The organism is Faecalibacter macacae, from assembly GCF_003687725.1.
GTDB lineage: Bacteria > Bacteroidota > Bacteroidia > Flavobacteriales > Weeksellaceae > Empedobacter > Empedobacter macacae.
Genome location: NZ_RDOJ01000028.1, coordinates 1 through 20,014, shown reverse-complemented (window position 1 = coordinate 20,014; position 20,014 = coordinate 1). Strand labels below are relative to the sequence as shown.

General features: G+C 29.0%; 14 protein-coding genes. 4 read left to right on the top strand and 10 right to left on the bottom strand.

Going from position 1 to position 20,014, the window contains the following annotated elements; translation table 11 throughout:
• Positions 1-230: 230 nt before the first annotated feature.
• Positions 231-722, bottom strand: coding sequence for a thermonuclease family protein (locus tag EAH69_RS13500; protein ID WP_121935743.1), 492 nt, complete (start codon positions 720-722; stop codon positions 231-233).
• A gap of 95 nt (positions 723-817) precedes the next feature.
• On the opposite strand from EAH69_RS13500, the gene EAH69_RS13495 reads away from it, so the two are divergent.
• From EAH69_RS13495 to EAH69_RS13480, 4 genes are all read left to right on the top strand, one after another.
• Positions 818-1,621, top strand: a complete 804-nt coding sequence (locus EAH69_RS13495) for a hypothetical protein (protein WP_121935742.1) — start codon at positions 818-820, stop codon at positions 1,619-1,621.
• A 71-nt stretch (positions 1,622-1,692) separates the two neighbouring features.
• Positions 1,693-2,145 (top strand): DUF5675 family protein, encoded by a 453-nt coding sequence (locus EAH69_RS13490; RefSeq protein WP_121935741.1) that lies wholly within the window; start codon positions 1,693-1,695, stop codon positions 2,143-2,145.
• 11 nt (positions 2,146-2,156) lie between these two features.
• A complete protein-coding gene (locus EAH69_RS13485; protein WP_121935740.1) occupies positions 2,157-2,423 on the top strand; it encodes a hypothetical protein in 267 nt (88 codons plus the stop codon).
• Positions 2,410-2,658, top strand: coding sequence for a hypothetical protein (locus EAH69_RS13480; protein ID WP_121935739.1), 249 nt, complete (start codon positions 2,410-2,412; stop codon positions 2,656-2,658). Before EAH69_RS13485 ends, EAH69_RS13480 begins: the two co-directional genes overlap by 14 nt.
• A gap of 1,265 nt (positions 2,659-3,923) precedes the next feature.
• Here the strand turns inward: EAH69_RS13480 and EAH69_RS13475 are convergent.
• The 9 genes from EAH69_RS13475 to EAH69_RS13435 form a co-directional block, all read right to left on the bottom strand.
• A complete protein-coding gene (locus EAH69_RS13475) occupies positions 3,924-6,506 on the bottom strand; it encodes a tetratricopeptide repeat protein (RefSeq protein ID WP_121935738.1) in 2,583 nt (860 codons plus the stop codon).
• Positions 6,496-9,306 (bottom strand): P-loop NTPase family protein, encoded by a 2,811-nt coding sequence (locus tag EAH69_RS13470; RefSeq protein ID WP_394338585.1) that lies wholly within the window; start codon positions 9,304-9,306, stop codon positions 6,496-6,498. The genes EAH69_RS13475 and EAH69_RS13470 overlap by 11 nt, the downstream gene beginning before the upstream one ends.
• Positions 9,307-9,548: 242 nt before the next feature.
• The gene (locus EAH69_RS13465; protein WP_121935736.1) at positions 9,549-10,859 is read right to left on the bottom strand and encodes an McrC family protein; all 1,311 of its coding nucleotides are present in this window, start codon (positions 10,857-10,859) and stop codon (positions 9,549-9,551) included.
• Positions 10,843-12,504, bottom strand: a complete 1,662-nt coding sequence (locus EAH69_RS13460) for an McrB family protein (RefSeq protein WP_121935735.1) — start codon at positions 12,502-12,504, stop codon at positions 10,843-10,845. The genes EAH69_RS13465 and EAH69_RS13460 overlap by 17 nt, the downstream gene beginning before the upstream one ends.
• Positions 12,505-12,625: 121 nt before the next feature.
• Positions 12,626-13,807 (bottom strand): MvaI/BcnI restriction endonuclease family protein, encoded by a 1,182-nt coding sequence (locus tag EAH69_RS13455; protein ID WP_121935734.1) that lies wholly within the window; start codon positions 13,805-13,807, stop codon positions 12,626-12,628.
• 20 nt (positions 13,808-13,827) lie between these two features.
• Positions 13,828-14,931 carry a DUF262 domain-containing protein gene (locus tag EAH69_RS13450; protein ID WP_121935733.1) on the bottom strand — a complete coding sequence of 368 codons (1,104 nt, stop codon included), beginning with the start codon at positions 14,929-14,931 and terminating at the stop codon, positions 13,828-13,830.
• Positions 14,924-15,541: a hypothetical protein gene (locus tag EAH69_RS13445; protein ID WP_121935732.1), complete on the bottom strand. Its 618-nt coding sequence runs from the start codon at positions 15,539-15,541 to the stop codon at positions 14,924-14,926. Before EAH69_RS13445 ends, EAH69_RS13450 begins: the two co-directional genes overlap by 8 nt.
• Positions 15,542-15,543: 2 nt before the next feature.
• Positions 15,544-17,766, bottom strand: a complete 2,223-nt coding sequence (locus EAH69_RS13440) for a DNA cytosine methyltransferase (protein WP_121935731.1) — start codon at positions 17,764-17,766, stop codon at positions 15,544-15,546.
• Positions 17,767-18,422: 656 nt separating this feature from the next.
• On the bottom strand, positions 18,423-19,862 hold the full coding sequence (locus EAH69_RS13435) for a VapE domain-containing protein (RefSeq protein ID WP_230466831.1): 1,440 nt from the start codon (positions 19,860-19,862) through the stop codon (positions 18,423-18,425).
• Positions 19,863-20,014 lie beyond the last annotated feature (152 nt).

Here is a 20,014-nt window from a genome sequence, read left to right as displayed (position 1 = left end):
GTTTTGAAAATTTAATGCTTTTTCCTTTTTTAAATATTAGTATATAAAAACTTCTGCTAACATAGTATTATCCAAAGTTTCATTGCAAAGTCTTTATTTTAGTGGGCTCGTTACTCATTTTATAGCATTTGGTACAACATAAGTACAACAATTGAAAAAGTATGTTTTAAGTCTTTGTTGAGCATAGATTTTAAGCCATCAAAAACGAAACTTTAACATTTAATCTGGGCTTAAAAATGGGAAATTCGAGCATATAAACCGACTTTATTTAACTGAGCAGTACGATTCATCAACTGATATTCTGCTAATTTTGAACAATAATAATCTCTTGATGCTTTTGCATATCCATTTTGAAGCAACAATTCATTCAAACATTCGCCTGATTCCAGGATTACATAACCTAATTGCCTATGATAAAAATCGTAGGCATTTTTTATTTCTGTGAGTATAGTTATTCTATCTCCAACACTTAAAACGTTAGTTAGGTAATTTCTTGCCTCCCATCCTAACTCAATCAACAAACTTGCAGGAAGATGTGTTTTTTCTTCATCTTCTTTTAGCTTTCTGTTGATTCGGATTTCTGGTGCATCAATTCCGTATAATCTGATTTCTTTTTCTTCTTTCGAAAAGGCGTGTTTCACAACCAAAGTATCTGCATCTTTGATTTCCAATACATTATAAAATGTTTCCACGTAATAAGGTTCTTTAGCACTGTATTTCATTGTATTGCAATTAGTTACATATTGTCTATACAAATTTAATCAACCAACTTTGTAATACTATTATTCTCAAATGTTTAACTAATAAATTTAAAGTTATGGCAAGACAAAAAGGACTTATGAAGTACATCGGAACGATTGGAGATGTTCGTCATTTTAAGATTAAAGGACAACCTGGCTTTTATGCCGGTATGGTTGGTGGTCCAACTGCTCAGCAGGTAAAATCTGCTCCTGAGTTTGAACGTACTCGTGAAAATATGAATGAGTTTGGCGGATGTGCAAGAACTGGAAAGTCGTTGCGTACTGCTCTTTCTCAGGTAATGAGTAAAATGGCAGATAGTCAAGTGACAGGTCGATTAACTTCGGTAATGAAGAAAATTAACTTAGAAGATGGTACAGAAGCCAGAGGTTATCGAAAAGTTGAAGTTTCTACTCAACGTCAATATTTAATTGGTTTTGAGTTTGACAAACGCCTTTCGATTAATGGTGTTTTTAATGCGCCTTATGATGTGGAACATAATACAGATCGTAATGAAGCTGATTTTGTAGTCGCTGCCTTTAATCCTACTGATTTGATTTCTGCTCCTGCAGGATCTACACACTTTCGTTTGATTAATGCTTTGGCTGTTTTATCGGATTTCTCGTTCAATCCTACAACTGGAAATTACGAGCCAGACGATGCTATTAATAACGAATTAAATGTTGTTGAGTACTCGGCTTATATTCCGTTAAATGCTCCGTATGCCGGAGATACGATTTCGGCAGCTTTACCAGGTGCGCCAACTTTGGCAAACAATGTTACAGTTGTTCAATGTATCGGTATTGAGTTTTTCCAAGAAGTAAACGGAAATTATTATCCTTTCGCTTCCGGAAACTGTCTGAAAATCGAAGATGCTTTTTAAGCGGTTAAGTTGGTTAAGGAGTCTTTTCGATTTGAAAAGGCTCTTTTTTGTTTCATTTAAAATGATTGATTATGCGTGTTAAAATTGTTCGTGTGGCACAAGGAAAACAAAGTACGTTGAGCCATTTATACATTGATGGAATCTTTCAATGTTATTTGTTAGAAGATAAAATTCGAGCCGATAAGATATTAAAGCAAACTGCAATTCCTATGGGTGATTACCAATTGATCGTTAATTCTTGGGGCGGTATGAATACCAAGTATAAAAATCTAATGGGTAAAGTTCATGAAGGTATGATTGAAATTGATCAGCTTCCGAATTTTGATTATGTGTACATCCATATCGGAAACACGTATTTACAAACTGCAGGATGTCCATTGACTGGATTTGGTTTTGAATTGATCAATGGTGATTATCAAGTTACTCATAGTCGAAAGGCTTATGATATGGTTTATCCTAAACTTTTAAAGATTGCTAAAAGCAAAGAAAATCAGATCTCTATCGAAAATAATTTTCAATTCTAAAATCAGAAGCTATGGAAAATGAATTGATTTTAAATGTCCTTTTCGGTTCTATTTCAAGTTTATTATTGGCGGTGGTTGCCTATTTTATTAAGCAATTACACTCCGATTTTAAGAAAATGGAAAAGGATATTACAGAAGTAAAAACGATGGCTTTATTAATCAAAACCGAATTTAAAAACAGTTATGATTTACTCAGTCAGCGTGTAGAATATTTAGAAACAAGAATTAAGAATCTTGAATTGTTGAATTTTAAAAACAAAAATGATGAAAAAAGATAGTTTAAATTTAGTAGAACGAGTAACCAATGAAACGCCAAAATGGTTTAAAATCGTTCGTAATGTCGGATTAGCTTTAACTGCAATTAGCGGTACTCTTTTAGCTGCTCCGGTTGTTCTTCCGGCTACTGTTATTACAGTTGCAGGATATTTGGCTTTAGGTGGTGCAATCGCCAGTGCTGTTGCTCAAACTGCTGTAAAGATTGATGAAGCTGAATCTGATCCAAATAAAAAATAGTCTTATAAGACTTAACAGGACTATCAGGACTTTTTTTAAATCTCATCGTAATGATGGGATTTTTTTATGCATAATAACTTCACCCATTTATCAATTCTGGTGGAATATGTATGCTTTAAATCGGGATCGAATACAGAATCAAGTTGAAAAAGTGGAATTCAATTTTGAAAATGGATGTGGTTGCTTTTGTTCAAATTCAATGTTTTTTGAAAAGAAAAAAAGAGAAAAAAAAGAAAGCCATTTTTTCAGGATTGGGCGTTTTAAAGGCAAGGTTTTCGAGCAAAATACTACCCGAATGGGTGGAGATTTTGTGAGAAACCCGAAGGGCTTGACCTTGACGTAAAACGACCACGAACTAACTTTGCTATCTTTTTTGTGAATTTTGGTGTGTCTATTCCGGAATGAACGCACTGGGGCAACTCGCGCAGGTGAAGAAAAGCAAACCAACTTCAAAATAAGGTGGCGAGGGATTGTAGCTGAACATCCCTTTAGGGTGTTTTGCTACACCGAGCCAATTGGTGTGGGCTAATGAGCTATCAAGCAGCACAAAAGTGAGGGGTTACGAATTGCTTTGCAATGGAGTACCGAACGTTGTGATGCGACTAGCGGTTTAGCGCAATACACCAATGTACCTTACTAAAAAACTTTTGCTTTTTCTGAACCTGCAACCGCTTTCTTGGGTGGCGGGGGTGCGTGGCATTTCCTATTGCCTAACGAGCATTTTTGTGTGTAACGAAAAGCCGTTCAAAAATGGGCTTGACTGAAAGGAAAGCTTATTTTAGGCTTGGTTTTGCGGAGTTGGGTGAATGAAGCTCAACGTAGTGCAATGAAAGTAAATTATTTGCTTACTGAAATGAAACGTAGTGAAGCGGAATGAACCTAACGAAGTAAATTATACCCGAAGCTTCTCAAGCTTCTCCTCTTAATCTCAAATACAAAAATGATTGTGGCAATACTGCTACTTCATCAAAACCAAAATACGGTTTTTGAAAACGGAAGTTCGTGTTTAGAACGAAAGAAGCCTATTTGCAAAATCCTTTGAATATAGGGCAACAGCTAAAGTTATTGCGGTTAATGTCCCGGGCAGCTTTGCGAAGTATCCCGTTAGGGTATTGCGCAAAACTGGAATTAACCGCAGTTGCTTTTTTGTTGTTGCCCTATACACTTTGAAGCTTTGCAAATAGGCGTATATATTTTACTGACTATCAAATACTAATTGATGTAGTATTTTGGGTTTGATAACTTTATCTAACAAGTAATAAAAATTATATTTTTACTATTGAAATTACTTTCCATTTATCACCTTTAAAAATAGCTGTGGCATTGATATTACAATCATTATAAATTCTATGTTTTTCTAACAAATATTTTGGTACATAATAATCTCCTACAAATCCAAAATCTGGAAGTTCAACTGTATCATTTTCATTATCAAACTCATAAAAATCATAATCATTTTTATATTTTACAGATAAAAGGCCTGAGATGTTTCTTTTTAAATTAGGATTCACCTCCGAAGATTTCTTAACTTCTAAGACATTAAGTCTAAATTTATTACTCTTATCTTTCTTTTTCGAATAAACTATTTCAATAAAATCACCCTCATTAGGTCGTAACGATGTCACATCATATTTTATAATACCTTCTGTATTTTTATCAATAATAAAATGAAATAACTGCTTATCATTGTTTACTCCATCTACAAGAGCAATAGATTTATTAAAATGATTTATTGCTAAACTTTTCTCAATTTTTTTAATTTCTCTTATCTCTGTTCGTTTTTCTCCTTTTATAATTTTATTGAATTTCTTAGCTGTGATAAAATCACCTACTTGAAAATTGTTGTTTGATTGAGGAAAAAATATTTCTACATTATCATAAGTAATAGCGTGTACAATTTGTTTTTCCTTGTTGATATATTCAACATAAGCAAAAGTATCTTCTAATATTTCGTAGGGTTGTTTATCTGATAATTTAATAACCAAAGGAATATATTTAACTTCTTCGATTATTTTTTTTGGTTGCCAAGAATACGTACTCTCTACCTCTTTTTTTATAATTTGTTGATGCAATTTGAAATTAAAAACTTGACCTAAATTTGCATTTTTTAAACTATTGAAACGACTTTTACTTAATACAAATTCAATTTTATTCCCATTAATGAAAAGCATTTTATCTTTGCCTTTGTCATTTTTCCATTGATCAACTAAAACAACTTCATACCATTCAAAATCTGCATACGCAAATTCTTCTGCTATTGGGATATAATTATTATAAACTTTATAATTATGTATCAAATTAGTTTCAATAACAGCGATACTATTTCTTAAACTAAAATACTCTTCTTTAAAACTTTTACCACTTTTCTCCCTTGAAGATTTATATGTATTTAATTCTACTATTGCATTTTCTACAAGATTTTCATCGATAAAAAGTTTAGCTAACTGCAAGCGAATTTCTCCCAAAAAATCTTCATTTTTTTCTAAAGATGCAGCTTTTGCTAACAATCCAATTTTTAATTTATTATTGTTTTCAATGCATTTTGCTAATTCGCTCCAGATATAATAACTATTAGCTAATTCAAGAACCAATTTTTTATAAATAGAAATTGCTTCTTCGAATTGCTTACTCTTTATATGAATTAATGCCTTTTCTCTTAAAAGCCATTCATCATCTGGAAAAAGATTAATTGCTTTATGATAGGCAGGAATTATCCAATTAAGATCTTGCTCATTATTTTGTTTTTTTATGCATTCAAAAGATTTTTTTAGTGCTTTAATCGCTAATGGTTTATATGTAAACTCATCTTTTTTCGTTTCTTTCCAATCCTCATCACGTAATTTTTCTGGATTCCATTGTTTAAAAAACTCAAAAAATCGCCACTCCTCATTTTCTTTCATAAATCTTTCTGCTAGAATTAAAATTTCAGAATGCCATTTAGATGAATCATAAGATGCATATTTTGTGACATATTCATTAAATAAAGGCCATAAGTGGTTAAACTTATTTTCTTTATTCAAATTCATCAACTCCCAAAAATATGGTTCTCTGAAAAAGTCAAGAATTTTGTTATTATCCAACTTAATTGAATCAAATAGAAAATTCAAATCAATGTCAGCTTTGGAATTTATAAATTCTCTACATATACGAGAAATAAGTGACGGAATTTTATTACCATCTTTATTACCATCTTTTAAATCATCTGGTCTTAAATTTGAAGGATCCCATAATTTAAAAAAATTAAAGAATTTAAAATCATTATTCGATTTAGAAAAATTAAGAGCAAAATTTAAAATCATCGAATGTAACATCGAAGGCCTTTCGTTCTTAAGATTCATATAATCTCTTAAAAAAGTTCTAACTTGAACTGAATTTAATTGATTTATATCTGACTTTAAATACCTATATATAATCCAACCATAAGCTTCGTGATGGACTTCTTCTAATTTATTCTGTATTATTAAGTTTTGAAAAATTTGAATTGCTTCAGAATGATTTCCATTTTTACTTAAATCTTCAGCCTTTTGAATTACATAATAATTACTATCAATTTTAGGGCGTAACTGAACAATTTGTGAATATATGATATGATCATCATATTCTTCAATCCCAATATCAACTAACTCCTTATATAATGCAGTTAATTGATTCGTATTATTTATTTGAATAAGATATTTACATAAATCAATTAACACCCAAGCATAAGCTTTTTTAATCCATTCATCATACTTATCCTCTTGATAAAGAACTCTAGCTATATTTAAACCCTCAGATAATTTTATAAATTTATCATTGCCTACTAAATCTTTTGCCTGATTACGAAGTGAAAATATTGTTTTAGTGTCCATATATTATCTCTTTTAAATTTGAAACTAAAGTTTCTGTGTTTTTTTCTAATATCACTATTTTAGAAAAAAAGCCTCTTGTATGATTCTTTACACTTGTTCCATACCATATCTGAAACTTTAATTTATCGTTCATTTTTCTAATAAGAAAAATATCTTGGTTATTACTACTTTTTAATAATTGTATGGTTACACCTTGTTTATCAAACTCTGTTAACCAATGTGAATAAATTTCATTTCTAAAATCAGTAGGGAATTGATTCGTGTTATGATTAGTTTCTTCATCAATTGTAGGAGTTGTATTCAAAACATCATTAACTACATTTTCTAAAAATTCTAATTCAGAAGAATCGGTTGTTTCAACACGTATATTACTAACCGCCCAATTTTTATTTGCCCCTTTATTATCAAAATTAACAACTAAATCTTTGCTGTCTTGATTAAGTCTTTCATAGAACGCTTTATTCAAATAATCTGAAAATGATTTCGTTGATTTTAATATATACCCTTTCTCTTCTATTTTTTTCGAAAATTCAACTATTGCACCAACAACATTATTATTATTTAAAGATGAAACTAGAGGCTTCCATTTCTCTTCGATCATATAATTATTAAAAGTGAGCAAGGCTGGTAATTTTACTTTTTCGTTACCATCTACAACATTTTCAAGATCTTCAAACGAGCAATTCATAAAAGGATTTATATATTGTGGATGTGTAATATAGACCCTTTTATTTGAAGATGAAAAAGCACTATAAAGCCATCTGTAATAGCTTTCATTACTAATTCCATCATCATCCTTACGGTGGCCTTTTACAATAACTTCGTCATAGAAACTCCCAATTGATTTATGAACAGTTATTGCCCAGCCATATGAAGGCATAAGCGCATTGATAAAAGGATCAGTTTCTCTGATATAATTAAAAATTTCTTTTTCAAAAGATTTATAGTAATAACTTAATAATGCTCTTACCTCTTTAGTTGTTTCAACTTTTAATCTACTCTCTTTACTTACAATTTTATTATTGATTAAATTAGAAATATCATTTTTACCTTTATCATCTAAATTTTTATAAAATTCATTATTCAATAAATCGTTATAAAATTTACTATCTGTGAATTTTTTTTCTTTTTTGACTTCAGCAATTTTTATGTTTATAAAAACTTGAAAAGCAATTTTTTCTTCTTTTGATAAACCGTCAATGCTTTTGAAAAAATTATCTAGTATCCATAATTCTGTTTGAGGTTTACCTAAAACACTAAGACATTGGACTTTCAACTTAACAAACTTCAACTCAATTGGAGTTTTACTTTGTCTAATATCAATAGGATTACAAATTGATTCTAAAACTTCAATTACTTTAAAAAACATTCCATTAATGATTTTTGTTGGAATTTGTAAACCAGTATGATCAGGAATTGTAATGTTATTATTTGCTATTAGCAGGTCGTTTTTCGCAAGATCATTTCCATTATTTAAAAATCGATTTTTAATTAATAAATTCGTTTTTAAACAATCTTTTTTAGAATAAAATAAAAATGCTTGTTGTGGTTCATTTTCTAATGGATATGAAAACCATTGATTTAATTTATGTAGAATATCTGATTGATTTACTTCAAATAAAGTATCGTTATCAAAGAAATAATCTAAATTATTAAACATTATGTCATCTATACCTCTTGCAAGATCAATCCTTGTTTTATCCTTAGCATTATTACATACAAAAGGAATAGGCTTACGGTAAATAGTTATACTTTGACTATATAACTCTTCCAAATTTTTCAATTCTAACGCAGAATCTTCTGATTTGCCAAAACTTAATGAATAAGGATCTCCTATAAAAATTATTTTTCTATTGCTTTTTGGGTCTAAAAACTTGATCAGATCTTCTAAAAGTCGACCAGAACCAAATCTTAGTAATTCGGATTGATTTAAACTACGACTTACTAGATGTGCTTCATTAATAATAATTAGAGCTTTTTCATCTAATGTAGTATTTGATTTTATTGGTATTATCTCTAATAGATTATTATCTTGATTATCATCCGAATTATCCTCTTCTAAATTTAATAACTCATCTTCAACCTTTGTTGTACCGCCATAAATAACACTATAAATGCTATGCGTTTTCACGTTAGTTCGTGTAAAAATTCTATTTGCAATTCTAGAGGAATGTGCCCAAGATTCAATTTCAGGTATTGTTTTACTTGTTGCTTCAGAAAGAAAATGCAGCCATTTATCTCGTTGACTAATTTCCATAGATTCTAAAACTAAAATTCCCCCTTCATCTTTCTGTAAAAACTCTATAATTTCAGGTTCAATTACATCCGTATTACTATACTTTTCGGAAGTATTTTCCTCTATTTTAGTTATGTTATTAGTACTAATATTCCAATCATCCGCAGGGAAAATCCTTTTCAGAAAAATAGACGTATCTAAATCAAATGAGTTACTACTTGAAAAATCAACAATAAAATCTTCGAGATTTGCTTCTTCTAATAATCTATAAAATCTAAATTTACCTGGAACTTTATTTTTTACACCTATAGGACCAGAAAAAACATTTACACTCGCAATCTTACTAGCGTTTATATTTAATTGTGGATAATTATTAACTACATTATATAATTCTTCTCTGTATTTTTTTAATTGAAAAAAAGGATTAACATAACTTCCTCCCTTGATCCTTATTTTGGATTGATCAGAAAATCTTTCGATATACCATTCTGCAGATTGGAAATCATCTTCATCTTCGGGAAAATAAATTTCACCCGAATAATCTTTGAAATCAAAAATAATCAAGCCATTAGTATAATAAAGTAATGCATCTGCCTGAAATTTATAAAATAAATCGTTGGAAGGATTTCCGATTAAAATTCCCTCGTATTTATATTTATCAAATACACTTTGAATGATTTTTACAATTCTTCTGAACTGCTCATTCTCGTGTGTATTTTCTGTTTTATTATTTAGAATTTGTAGCATTTGGTTGATTTAGTTATTAAAATTTAATAATTGATATATATTTTATAACAAACTCATTTTTAAATTATATTTAAAATCTTTTCGTTTATAATTATTCTTTGTGTAAAATGATTATAATTATTTACATTTTGAGGGATCGCTAATCCTATTTTCTGTAATATTCCTTCTGTATCTTGAATTTTTAGTTCTTCGTATAGATTCTCTTCATTTTTGGTTGGGTAAATTAAGAATCCTTTTGTTGAATTAAAACGATACATATACGCTAACGTTTTGTAATAAATACTAACTGCACGTTCTGAATTTTCGTTATAAGAACCTTGCTTATCTAAAGGGATGTATTTCGCATCCCCAACTATAAAAGGTTTGTCTTTACTGATAAAATCGGGATAAATGGATTGTTTATTACCTTCAAACAGGTACTGTTTATGTTTACCTGTTTTGTTTTCAGGATGAATGAATTTATCTTTTAGTAATGTGTTTAAGTATTCTTCCCAAAGCCAAGCTCCATCAAACAATAATCCATAGATTTTATTCTCATCCTTAACGTACGATAACTTTTCTCTTCTAAGAATCTGTAAACAGATTTTTTGTAAGAGTTTATATTCAAAAAAATAAGGATGAGCAAAAGGTTTTAAATTTTTAGCTATGATTTTATTTCTTTCGTTTTTGTTATAGGTTGCATCCGTAACGAATATAAACTTTTGAACAATTTCTCTGGTTTCATTATCCTTGAGTAAAACACCCTTACCAAATGGGTGAAGTTTAATATATTCAATCGTGTGCCTAATTAATTGAGTAATGTCATTATCATAGGAATGTTCTCTGGTTGTATAGGCAATATGCCCTCGAAATGGAATGTTCTTTTGTATGTGCCTGTTTATATTAATTGTCCCCTTAATATTTGCATTGTTATATTCGTTACGTCTGTATGCTTTAAACAAACCTTGTGCGTAGGCTTTCTTTAAAAAATACGGAAATAAATAAATTAAAAAATCCCAAATATTCTCTTTATTCGATTTTTGATCAAAATCTAAAATGTTAATTGCGAAAACTTTTTGTAACATATAATGCAAGAAGTAATCTTTATCATCCTCATTTGAAAAACGAGAAGTTATGGTTAATTGTGAATTATTACAACCTACAAATCCCATTAGGTTGTAGGTTGTGATACATTCATCATCCATTGAAAATATGGTAGATTTTTCTACATCATCTTTGTGTACACCTAAAGAATGAGGAAAAATTAATAAATCAGCATTGCTTTCTTGTAAATTAAGAAGGCTTTTATTTGCAATACGACTTAAATTCTCTTTATGAATAAATTCTTCATTTTTAAAAAGATATCCACCGTTATTATCCGTTGTTCTCATCCGAAAAATAACTTACTTTAAGTTCATTTAATCTATCTTCTATTTCAGGTAATCCTCTTAAATACTCTTTTAATAATGGCTCAATTCTGAATTGGTAAACCTTATCTAAATCAGTTCTCGGTTTACCATCTGCATCTAAGAAATATGCCCCTCCGATGTGAAATGCACTCCCTAAAACATCAATATTAGAAATTGCGCTATTTAATCTTTGCATTTTATCTATTATTTCTTGTGGAAGATTCATATTACTCGCACTTTCTTGGGCTGTAATTTCAATCCACGTAAATCTTCTACGCATAGCAAAATCAAAGCTTTCTACACTACGATCAATATCGTTCATTGAACCAATGATATAGACATTTTCTGGTATGTAAAAGGTTTCATTTGTATCTTCGTGCATATTTGCGTATTGAGTTTTCACTACCCCTTTTATACCTCTATATGAAGGATCAATAGAAAAGAATAATTCGCCAAATATTTTAGAAATTTCCCCTCGATTAATTTCATCAATTACAAAGACGTATTTCTTATCTTGTTTAGCTATTGATGGTGTATAGTTATATTTAGTTATAAAATATTTAGCAATTGGAATTGTATAAGGTTTCCAATCCCTTATTTTATCAAAATGTACATAATCATAAAGCATTTGTTTAGTTATAGACATCTTTGTACCTATTTCTGTTTCAGGAACTGCAACACAAGTTTTATTATTATTAATTTCTACTTTGAACTTTTTCTTGTGAGTAGGAGTTTCTAAGCTAAGAGGTGTTTCGATAACTTCATCAATAAATTTATTATATAATTCATCGAATTTTTCTTCAACTTCTTCACCTATTGCTCTTTTACAGAACTCTTTAAAAACTCCATTTTTAAGTTCGAATCCTATATTACCATTTGAATCTGGTTTGGTTGGGCGTAAACCTTCTACAAAATCGGTATAATCGTATGATGGATGAAATTGAATAAAACCAAATTGACCTGAACTCGCTAACTCTTCATCTGAATCAACTCCTATTACTTGTTTTGCAATTTGCTTTGCTAAATAGGTTTTCCCAGTACCAGGTGCACCTGTAAGGATGATGTTTTTGTTTGCTAATAAAATGTCTATATAATATTGATTTTTTTCCATTTCAATTCTCTTATTATTTTTAATTTTCCAAGACTCAATTAAAGAGTCAAACTTATCATAAAATGATACTAAATCCTTCGTTATAATATCTCCATCAAATAATCCTAATGAAGTTAATGAACTATTATTTCCAATTTTTTTTCTTTGTTGATTTTTACTTAACCACCATTGGTATTCTTCAAGGTATAAAGATTTAATCGTATCATCTTCCCAATTTGCTATAATATTTAAACCAGTTCCTGCCCAATTTAAATAACATTTTACTGACTTATAATTACCAAAATTTGGTTGTATACTAATAAATATTTTACCATTATCGTAATTATCCCAATTTGAAATTTGATTTTGAATATTTCCGTTATTATATCCTTGTCCTGTTTCAAAGAAAACCCCATTGTTAATTAAGGGTTTTATATATTTTTTATATCCAATAGCATTTATATCTCCATTTACTTTCCATTCTAAATGAGCTACAAAATATTCTAATAAATGTTTAAATTTTATATATTGATCCATTATTATAATTAAATAGTGAAAGTTATAGTTTTAGTAACACTTTACCAATGTTGAAATTAAATAATTTTAATAAAAAAACTCCATAATCAAATACGATTATGGAGTTTTTTTATTTTTAATTTTATATTAAATCATAAATTTCACTTGGTGGAAAAAGTAAGTTTAAAGCATTTGGTTTTATTTTAAATAACGGACCTTTTTCTACAACTCTTCCTGCGCTATTTCTTTTAATTAAATGATCTAATGTTATTATACCTTGCTCTATAAGTATATCAAATTGACTTACAATTGGCTTTTTTGTATGTTCAACTTTTTTGAATTGAAAATGTTCAACATTATCTATCAGCTGAGTATCAGCTGCAATCCAAAATGTTTCATTGTGCTTTTCTAATAACCTTTTATGTAAAGTTTCTGTAGACCAAGCAACGAAGTCACCAATTGTTGCTCTTTCAGAATTTTCAAATAAGTACCTTATATCAGATTGCATATTTAACTTTAAACCTTGTGAATTACGTGTTATAGCTGAAACTGTACAGTATAACTTAAAATCGTCACCTCTTTCATAACCAAAGTTATCTAATATTTCTGCGGAACTCTTAAATTTACTAGCTGACCAATCAGGAACTTGAGCAAACAAGGTTTTTCTATTAGTTCTTGAATCTCTAAAAGATTTTAGCTCTATCCCTTTATAATCAGGTTTTCTAGATGAATTGATTTCAATACCTAATAAAGTTTCTAGTGTACGACCGATAGAAGTATCTGCTTGTAGTAAACCAGGTACAAAACCACGTTTAGCAATATCTCTTAATAAACCTAATAATTCATCAGCAACTTCGTTAGAATCTGAATTGATTTGAGCAACTAATTCTTTTAATGGATTATTACCCTCACCTTTAATTAGCGAATCAAAATCTAGCTGAGTAACATTTACGATATATAAAACTTCTTGGAAATTTATAATTGCTAATATATCGTTTGCATTAGCATATGGTTTTAATTTATACACCCATATCCGAGGGTCACCATCTTTTGTTTCTGGTCGATATAAAGAAGTCGTAGTATCAACCAAAGTGTTTTCTAAAATTATTTTAGTTTGTTTTGACACTCCATTCGTTGATGCCCCTTTACCTTGTAAATCGTAATCGTGTACATTTTGATTTTTTAAATAAATACGAACACTACCTGTAGCATCCATAATTGATTTTTTAAGGGCTGTTTCAGTAGGTTCTATCAATGTAAATTCAACTGAATTTTCAGTTAAAAGTTGTAGACGAGTTAATTCTATAGTAGTTAGTGGTCTCATTAAAAATGAAAATAACTGGATTATGCAATTAAATTTTCTGTTATTAATTTTTCTACAACTTTTCCTCTATGCAAACGTTGCCCTTTATCATTCACCCCCTGTTTTGCATATTCAAAATACAATTTATAATCTTCATTAATTAAATGCAAATCGATTTTTGCAAAATATTGATTACTCAAAATTTCAAAGTTTTCTAAATCCTGTTTAAATTTAGGAATATCAATTTTTTCAATTTTTTCAAATCTTGATAATTCCACTATTAAACTAAATAAATTTGGTTTTCTAAACCAGTAAGAGTTTTCATTTAATTCAATTTTATTAATAAATTCTAAAACTTCTTTTAAAATTTTTAATACATTATTATTTTGAGGAAAATCATTATTATAATCAGAAATATAATTTTGTGTTTTTGTATTTCTATGAAAATAATCAGGTTCTATAACTGTTACTACCAAATTTGCCACATATTGTAACGCTAACATTCTTGAATTATCATTATCATCGAATACTTTAACTTTGCTCCAAAATCCAACAAAAAATTCTCTTAATTCTTTTTCTATTAAAACATCTGTCTCTTGCTTTGTAATAGCATCCAAATCAGTTATTTGTTTACAAAAAATTAAAAATTCTCCATCACCATATTGAGCATTTTGTTTCTCAACTGTATTTAGTGAATATTCCGTATTATTAATTCTTTGAAAGATTTCTTTAATCTCTTCTATAGCTAAATCTTTTAAATCCCGAACAGAAACATAATAATTTAAGAAATCTTTCTTTTGGTCTGCAGATAAAGAACTAAATGATGCAATTGATTTTTGGTCACTAAAATCTCCCTCGCCTTTTATATAATCTCTTATCGTAGTTAATCTTTGCTGACCGTCAACTACAATCTCTTTAGCTTGTAATGTTTCAACATCAATATCTGAACTTGCAATATATACTTCTGGAAAAGGGTAGTTTAGTAGAATTGTCTCAATAAAATGAAACTTATGTTGTTTTTTCCAAACTAATTTTCTTTGAAAATCAGGATCTGGAATTAATTTTTCAGTTTCAAGTTTGTTATACAACTCTATTATCTTAATATTTGAAGAAGGTATACTTTCTGGTAATCTATTGTTATCCATTATGTAAAAGATTTATTTTTATATTTTCAATATTATTAATATGATAATGCTCAAAATAAAGCCAAGACTTATATATTCCTATATTAATATCTCTTTTATATTTCTTTTTATAGGAATCTAAATATTCGTATAAATTATTTTCAAACTCATATCCATCAAAAAGAAAATCTTTTCTAAACCATCCTTTTAATGCATAATAAGAAAAATCTTTTCTCTTTTTCCATTCTGAAGGTATCGTTCTATATTTATTAGTTTTAAAAAAGATATCTTGTAAAAAATGTTCAAATAGCTTTTCTGAAATAATCGCAATATCTAAATCAGATTTGTCTGCATTGAAATCTAAAGCAAAATCATAGTCAAATTTTTTAAAATGATATAACGAGCTTTCAACATTATCTGGTTTTAAACTGAATCCTAGTTTACCTGAACCTACGATTGAAATATCCCTTATATGTACATCTAGTACATCTGCTAATCCTTTTTTAAATACAAATTCATCATCAGGATAAAATTCTCTAAAAAAATATGAATCACCATCAATTAAATATTTTTGAGCTATAAATCCTGAATCTACATCATTTAAAATATCTTTTTTAAAACTTTCAAGCATTCTTATTTAATGTTATTTAAAATTTCTAAAGCAACAGCTCGAGCCATTAACGGAGGAACTGCATTACCTACCAATGTATATTGAGGTACTTCGAATTTACGCTTATTTCCTCCAGTAGAACGTTTACCTTGAAACACAAAACTATCATCAAAAGATTGTAAACGAGCCATTTCTCTTACTGTTAAAGCACGAGGACTATTAAAATGAATATAATCATCTGGCATTGTTAATACAGTAGGACTCTGTCCATCTATCTTTAAGACACTATAACTACGTTTATCTGTACTAATGCCATTTTTTAATAATTCCTTTTTAGCATCTTCGTAATTACCTGCATTTAAAATGATAGATAATCTTTTTAAAACATCGTCATTTTGTTTGCTTGTTTTATGGTTTTGTAAAGGAGCTACAATATGTGCTAATGGGTTATCTAATTCATCAAAATTACGAACATAAAAAGGATTTTTAGCAGACTTAAATCTTTCGCTTAATCTTCCTCTTTTAGACCATTCAGCATATGTTAATCCATCTTTAGTAAATGTACCATTAATCCCTCGTTTTTTAATTAACGATTTAACAAAATTTGATTTATCACCATATTGCTCATTAATATTCACTTCCTCATAATTGAACTTTTCATCATCATTACCCACAAAATTTAAATCATATAAAGCTTCAAAAACAGTTACTCTATCTTCTGGCTTAACCGTTGCAGGAACAGTGTGAATCATTTTTTGGTCTTTACGACAACCAATAAATAAAACACGTTCTCTATTCTGAGGAACACCATAATCAGAAGCCATTGCAACGAAAGGTTGATCGATGTTATATAATCTTATATGTGACAATATTGATTCTAATTCAACTTTTAATTTTTCATCTCTAATAATCTTTGATAAATCTTGAATACATTCATCAAATGAATAATTAAAAATTTCTAATGCAAGAATTATGTCATCAATTTCATTTTTATAATCTAACCCAGGTTCAAGGTTTTTAAATGAATTATGAATTTTTTCTATTATACTATCTGATTCTATAGAAACTAAAAAATCATCAAAATTCGATGCAAAATAATCATTATCTAAATCATTGATATTTTTCTCTTGAATCACTTTTTTACGAATGTATTCTAGTTCTTTAGATCGTTTAAGTAAATTAAATCCGTGGCGAATAGTACCAAAATTTATATCGGTTTTACTCGTCTTATAATTAGCAATTTTAGGCGCTAAATTTTTAAACTTATTTTCAATACTATTTATATAAGCTTCTTTAAGCGTATCTAATTCTTTATCTACGGCTTTCTCAAAATTTAAACGATTAATATAACAGTCTAAAATAAAAGAATATTCTGGATGTTGTTTTTTGAGATTTGCTACAAAATGAATTAATTGAGGAAACTCTTTAAGGTCTAAAATTGAACGAATTTCATTTAGAATCATTTCCTTTATTTTACCTTTTTCTTTTGTAAGAATCCCTTTTACATTCTCCATTACAAAATACTTGGGTCTAAGAATTTTAATTACGTTCAAATAATGGGCAAATAAGTCATCTTTCTTATCAAATTTCTTTCTTTTACCAGCTAAGCTGAAACTTTGACAAGGAGGACCACCACAAACTACATCAATAGTTTGGTCTTTAATTTTAGCCATCAAATTATCAATAAAATCAGGTTCTGTAATATCCTGACGTAAGAATTCAGCATCCATACCCAATTGATAATTATACCTTGCTAAGTGCGTTAATTCGCAATTATCATTTATATCATTTGCTAATCTAAAATCGAAATATTTGTCCTTTGTTTCTGCTTGAAGAAACCCTTCGCTAAATCCACCTGCACCAGCAAATAAATCAATAAAAGTTATTTTTTTCATTTTGTTATATTTGACAGAATCTTCACAAACAATTTTGACATCGTTGTTTTCTTTTCTGCTCTCAATCAAACGTGTTATTAAATCTTTGATATGTTTGTCGGTAAGATTAGAATGAGGTGTTGTTTCAATACATTTCTCAACTTCTTGTTTAAGAAATATTAAGAATTTATTTATAGCTACAGAATTATAATCAGATGTACTTACTTCTTGATTATTTCCATCCCAATTTTCTTTTAAAACTTTCTCACCTGTTGAAACTTTAATTTTAATATCCTTTTGACGGATAACTAAATGAATTGGACAATAATTAAATTTATCTGCTTTGTCTAAATAAAATTTTACACTCACCATAACTCTACTAATTTTACTTACGGACAAAATTACGGACAAGAAGATTTATACACTAATTTTTTAATATATTTTTATTAACAATTTTAATTAAAATTTATAAAGTAACCTAAGTAACCAAATTTCGGCAAAAACATTTTTTTGTTTTTTGAGGTTCTGAAAAAACTGTTTCAAACGAAGATATTAATGCAATAAGGAGAACCAATGGTTCTCCTTTGCTTTGATTTTAGCTTATGTTACTAGTTTTTGTTTTGAGTGATTTTACAATTTTTTCTTTTGGTCAAATTTGGTTACTTTCCTTACTCGGTGTAATTCGGTATAGACTTAAGAAATATGGTGTAAGATTTAAGTATTTTGCGAGTTTGGAAAGTAAGGAAAAGTAAGGGGATTTTTGCACTTAGTATTGAGATTTTAGATGTTAGATATTAGAATTATTTGTTTTATAATATTTATTTTTATTGATCCAAAACGAAACAAAATTGTTTACTTTCATTTTTGTCTTGACACAAAAACGAAACAAAAAAGTCAAGGCTATAAAACGATTAACCTAAAAATGAATATTGATTCGGGAATAAATTAAATCGCTCCTTTCAGTCGGTAATTTATTCTTATCCTTCTCAATATTCATTTTCTTAACGGTATCGTTTTAGATGCCGAATTTATTTTTCTTCCAATGATTTATTCTCTTTCTGTACTTGATCGTATTCTAATTCTTTGACTGCATATACATACGAACCATTTTTAGAAATCCTCATAAAACCGTGTTTCTTTAATGCTTTACCTAATTGGTTTACTGTTCCGCTATTGATATTGATGTTACTGAAAAAAGCTAACCTTGTAGCTATTTGGGTTGCGTTTAAAAAGGCATTGGCTGTTTCTTTATCTGCTTTCTCGAACCACGTCAATAGCAATTCTTCTTCTGGGGATTTGATTTGGTATTGTTCGTTGTTTTGGTTGATGTTTTTAATTTCTTCGTTGTTGAACCAATATCTAAATCCTTGATCTATTAAATGCAAAGCTTGTTTGTAGCAGTTATCAAGATTTACGTTGTGATGGTATTCGATGTGTTCGACTTCAAAGCATAAAAATCTTCTTGAACCTGTTGTATCGTTTAAGAATTGAGCTGTATTAACCGAACCCGCAAATGATGCTCTGCGTGGTAATGTTTCGTTGTTGTGACCGTATGCTTTTCTCATTCTGATATGGGATTTGGTAATGATTTCTTTTAATGAACCGATTTCTGTTTTGTTCAGATTTTCTAACTCGTCTAAGTTGATTAACATACATTCTGCTAAATGTATCAACGTATCTTTGTTGTTGGGATTTATCGTACCTGAAAACAGATAATCTTTTAATGGTTTTGGAACTAATTTTTCCATCCAGGTAGTTTTACCTAATCCTTGTTTTCCACTGAACACAATAACTGTTTGATTGACAACTTTTTCATTAGTTACACAAGCTACCATTGCAACAAACCATTTTTTGAAACATTCTAACCATAATTCTTGATTGGTTGTTGTTATGGTATTGGCTAATTCGGTTATGTAATCAATCTCTTGATTTATCTCTGGCAACGTAGAAAAATACTCTTTGAATGGATCAAATTGTTCCACATAATCCGACATCAATAAATAGCGTAATCCTTGAATGCTGCATTTTACTTTGGCTTTTAGAACTTCTCTAAGAATAGAATTTTCTACAAAGTCGGTTATTGGTTTATACATTTGGTTGCGAACCTTTTTATATTCGAGCTTTCCTGTTACCATGTTGTACCTAAAGTTGTACCTTTTATTTAGGAACATTTCTAGTCTTTCTATGGCAGCAGGTTTTTCTTCGTCATCATCGATTTCTTCCTCGTTTGTTGTACTGCTTTTCGCTTTTGTAGATTCCTTTGTTTTAGGGCTTTTATACTCTCTATCTGTGCCAAATTCGTGAGTATTGTTGTACGCACTTTTTACTGCATTCATTACTTCGATTTCGTTGTAATTGTAATCGGATAAAATAAAGCCTAATGCTTCTGCATAACTGATTCCTTTTCTGTTAAGATTACACGCTAATTGATGTACAAAGTTATTTCGGTTTCCTTCGACGTAATCCATTTTCTGTTTTGTGAATCTAACGCAATAATCGTATAATAGATCTGGAGTATTTAGATTTGAGCTATTAGATTTATTCGTGTTATGAGATCCTGAAACAAGTTCCTTTAGATTTGAAAATCTTAAATTGTAATAAAAAAAAAGAAGAGAATAGA

Excerpts from the sequence above, each read along its gene's own strand:
- EAH69_RS13455 (WP_121935734.1), bottom strand. The coding sequence starts at position 13,807 with ATGAGACCACTAACTACTATAGAATTAACTCGTCTACAACTTTTAACT.
- EAH69_RS13460 (WP_121935735.1), bottom strand. The coding sequence starts at position 12,504 with ATGGATCAATATATAAAATTTAAACATTTATTAGAATATTTTGTAGCT.
- EAH69_RS13445 (WP_121935732.1), bottom strand. The coding sequence starts at position 15,541 with ATGCTTGAAAGTTTTAAAAAAGATATTTTAAATGATGTAGATTCAGGA.
- EAH69_RS13450 (WP_121935733.1), bottom strand. The coding sequence starts at position 14,931 with ATGGATAACAATAGATTACCAGAAAGTATACCTTCTTCAAATATTAAG.
- EAH69_RS13495 (WP_121935742.1), top strand. The coding sequence starts at position 818 with ATGGCAAGACAAAAAGGACTTATGAAGTACATCGGAACGATTGGAGAT.
- EAH69_RS13485 (WP_121935740.1), top strand. The coding sequence starts at position 2,157 with ATGGAAAATGAATTGATTTTAAATGTCCTTTTCGGTTCTATTTCAAGT.
- EAH69_RS13440 (WP_121935731.1), bottom strand. The coding sequence starts at position 17,766 with ATGGTGAGTGTAAAATTTTATTTAGACAAAGCAGATAAATTTAATTAT.
- EAH69_RS13465 (WP_121935736.1), bottom strand. The coding sequence starts at position 10,859 with ATGAGAACAACGGATAATAACGGTGGATATCTTTTTAAAAATGAAGAA.
- EAH69_RS13435 (WP_230466831.1), bottom strand. The coding sequence starts at position 19,862 with ATGGATTACGTCGAAGGAAACCGAAATAACTTTGTACATCAATTAGCG.
- EAH69_RS13475 (WP_121935738.1), bottom strand. The coding sequence starts at position 6,506 with ATGGACACTAAAACAATATTTTCACTTCGTAATCAGGCAAAAGATTTA.
- EAH69_RS13500 (WP_121935743.1), bottom strand. The coding sequence starts at position 722 with ATGAAATACAGTGCTAAAGAACCTTATTACGTGGAAACATTTTATAAT.
- EAH69_RS13490 (WP_121935741.1), top strand. The coding sequence starts at position 1,693 with ATGCGTGTTAAAATTGTTCGTGTGGCACAAGGAAAACAAAGTACGTTG.
- EAH69_RS13480 (WP_121935739.1), top strand. The coding sequence starts at position 2,410 with ATGAAAAAAGATAGTTTAAATTTAGTAGAACGAGTAACCAATGAAACG.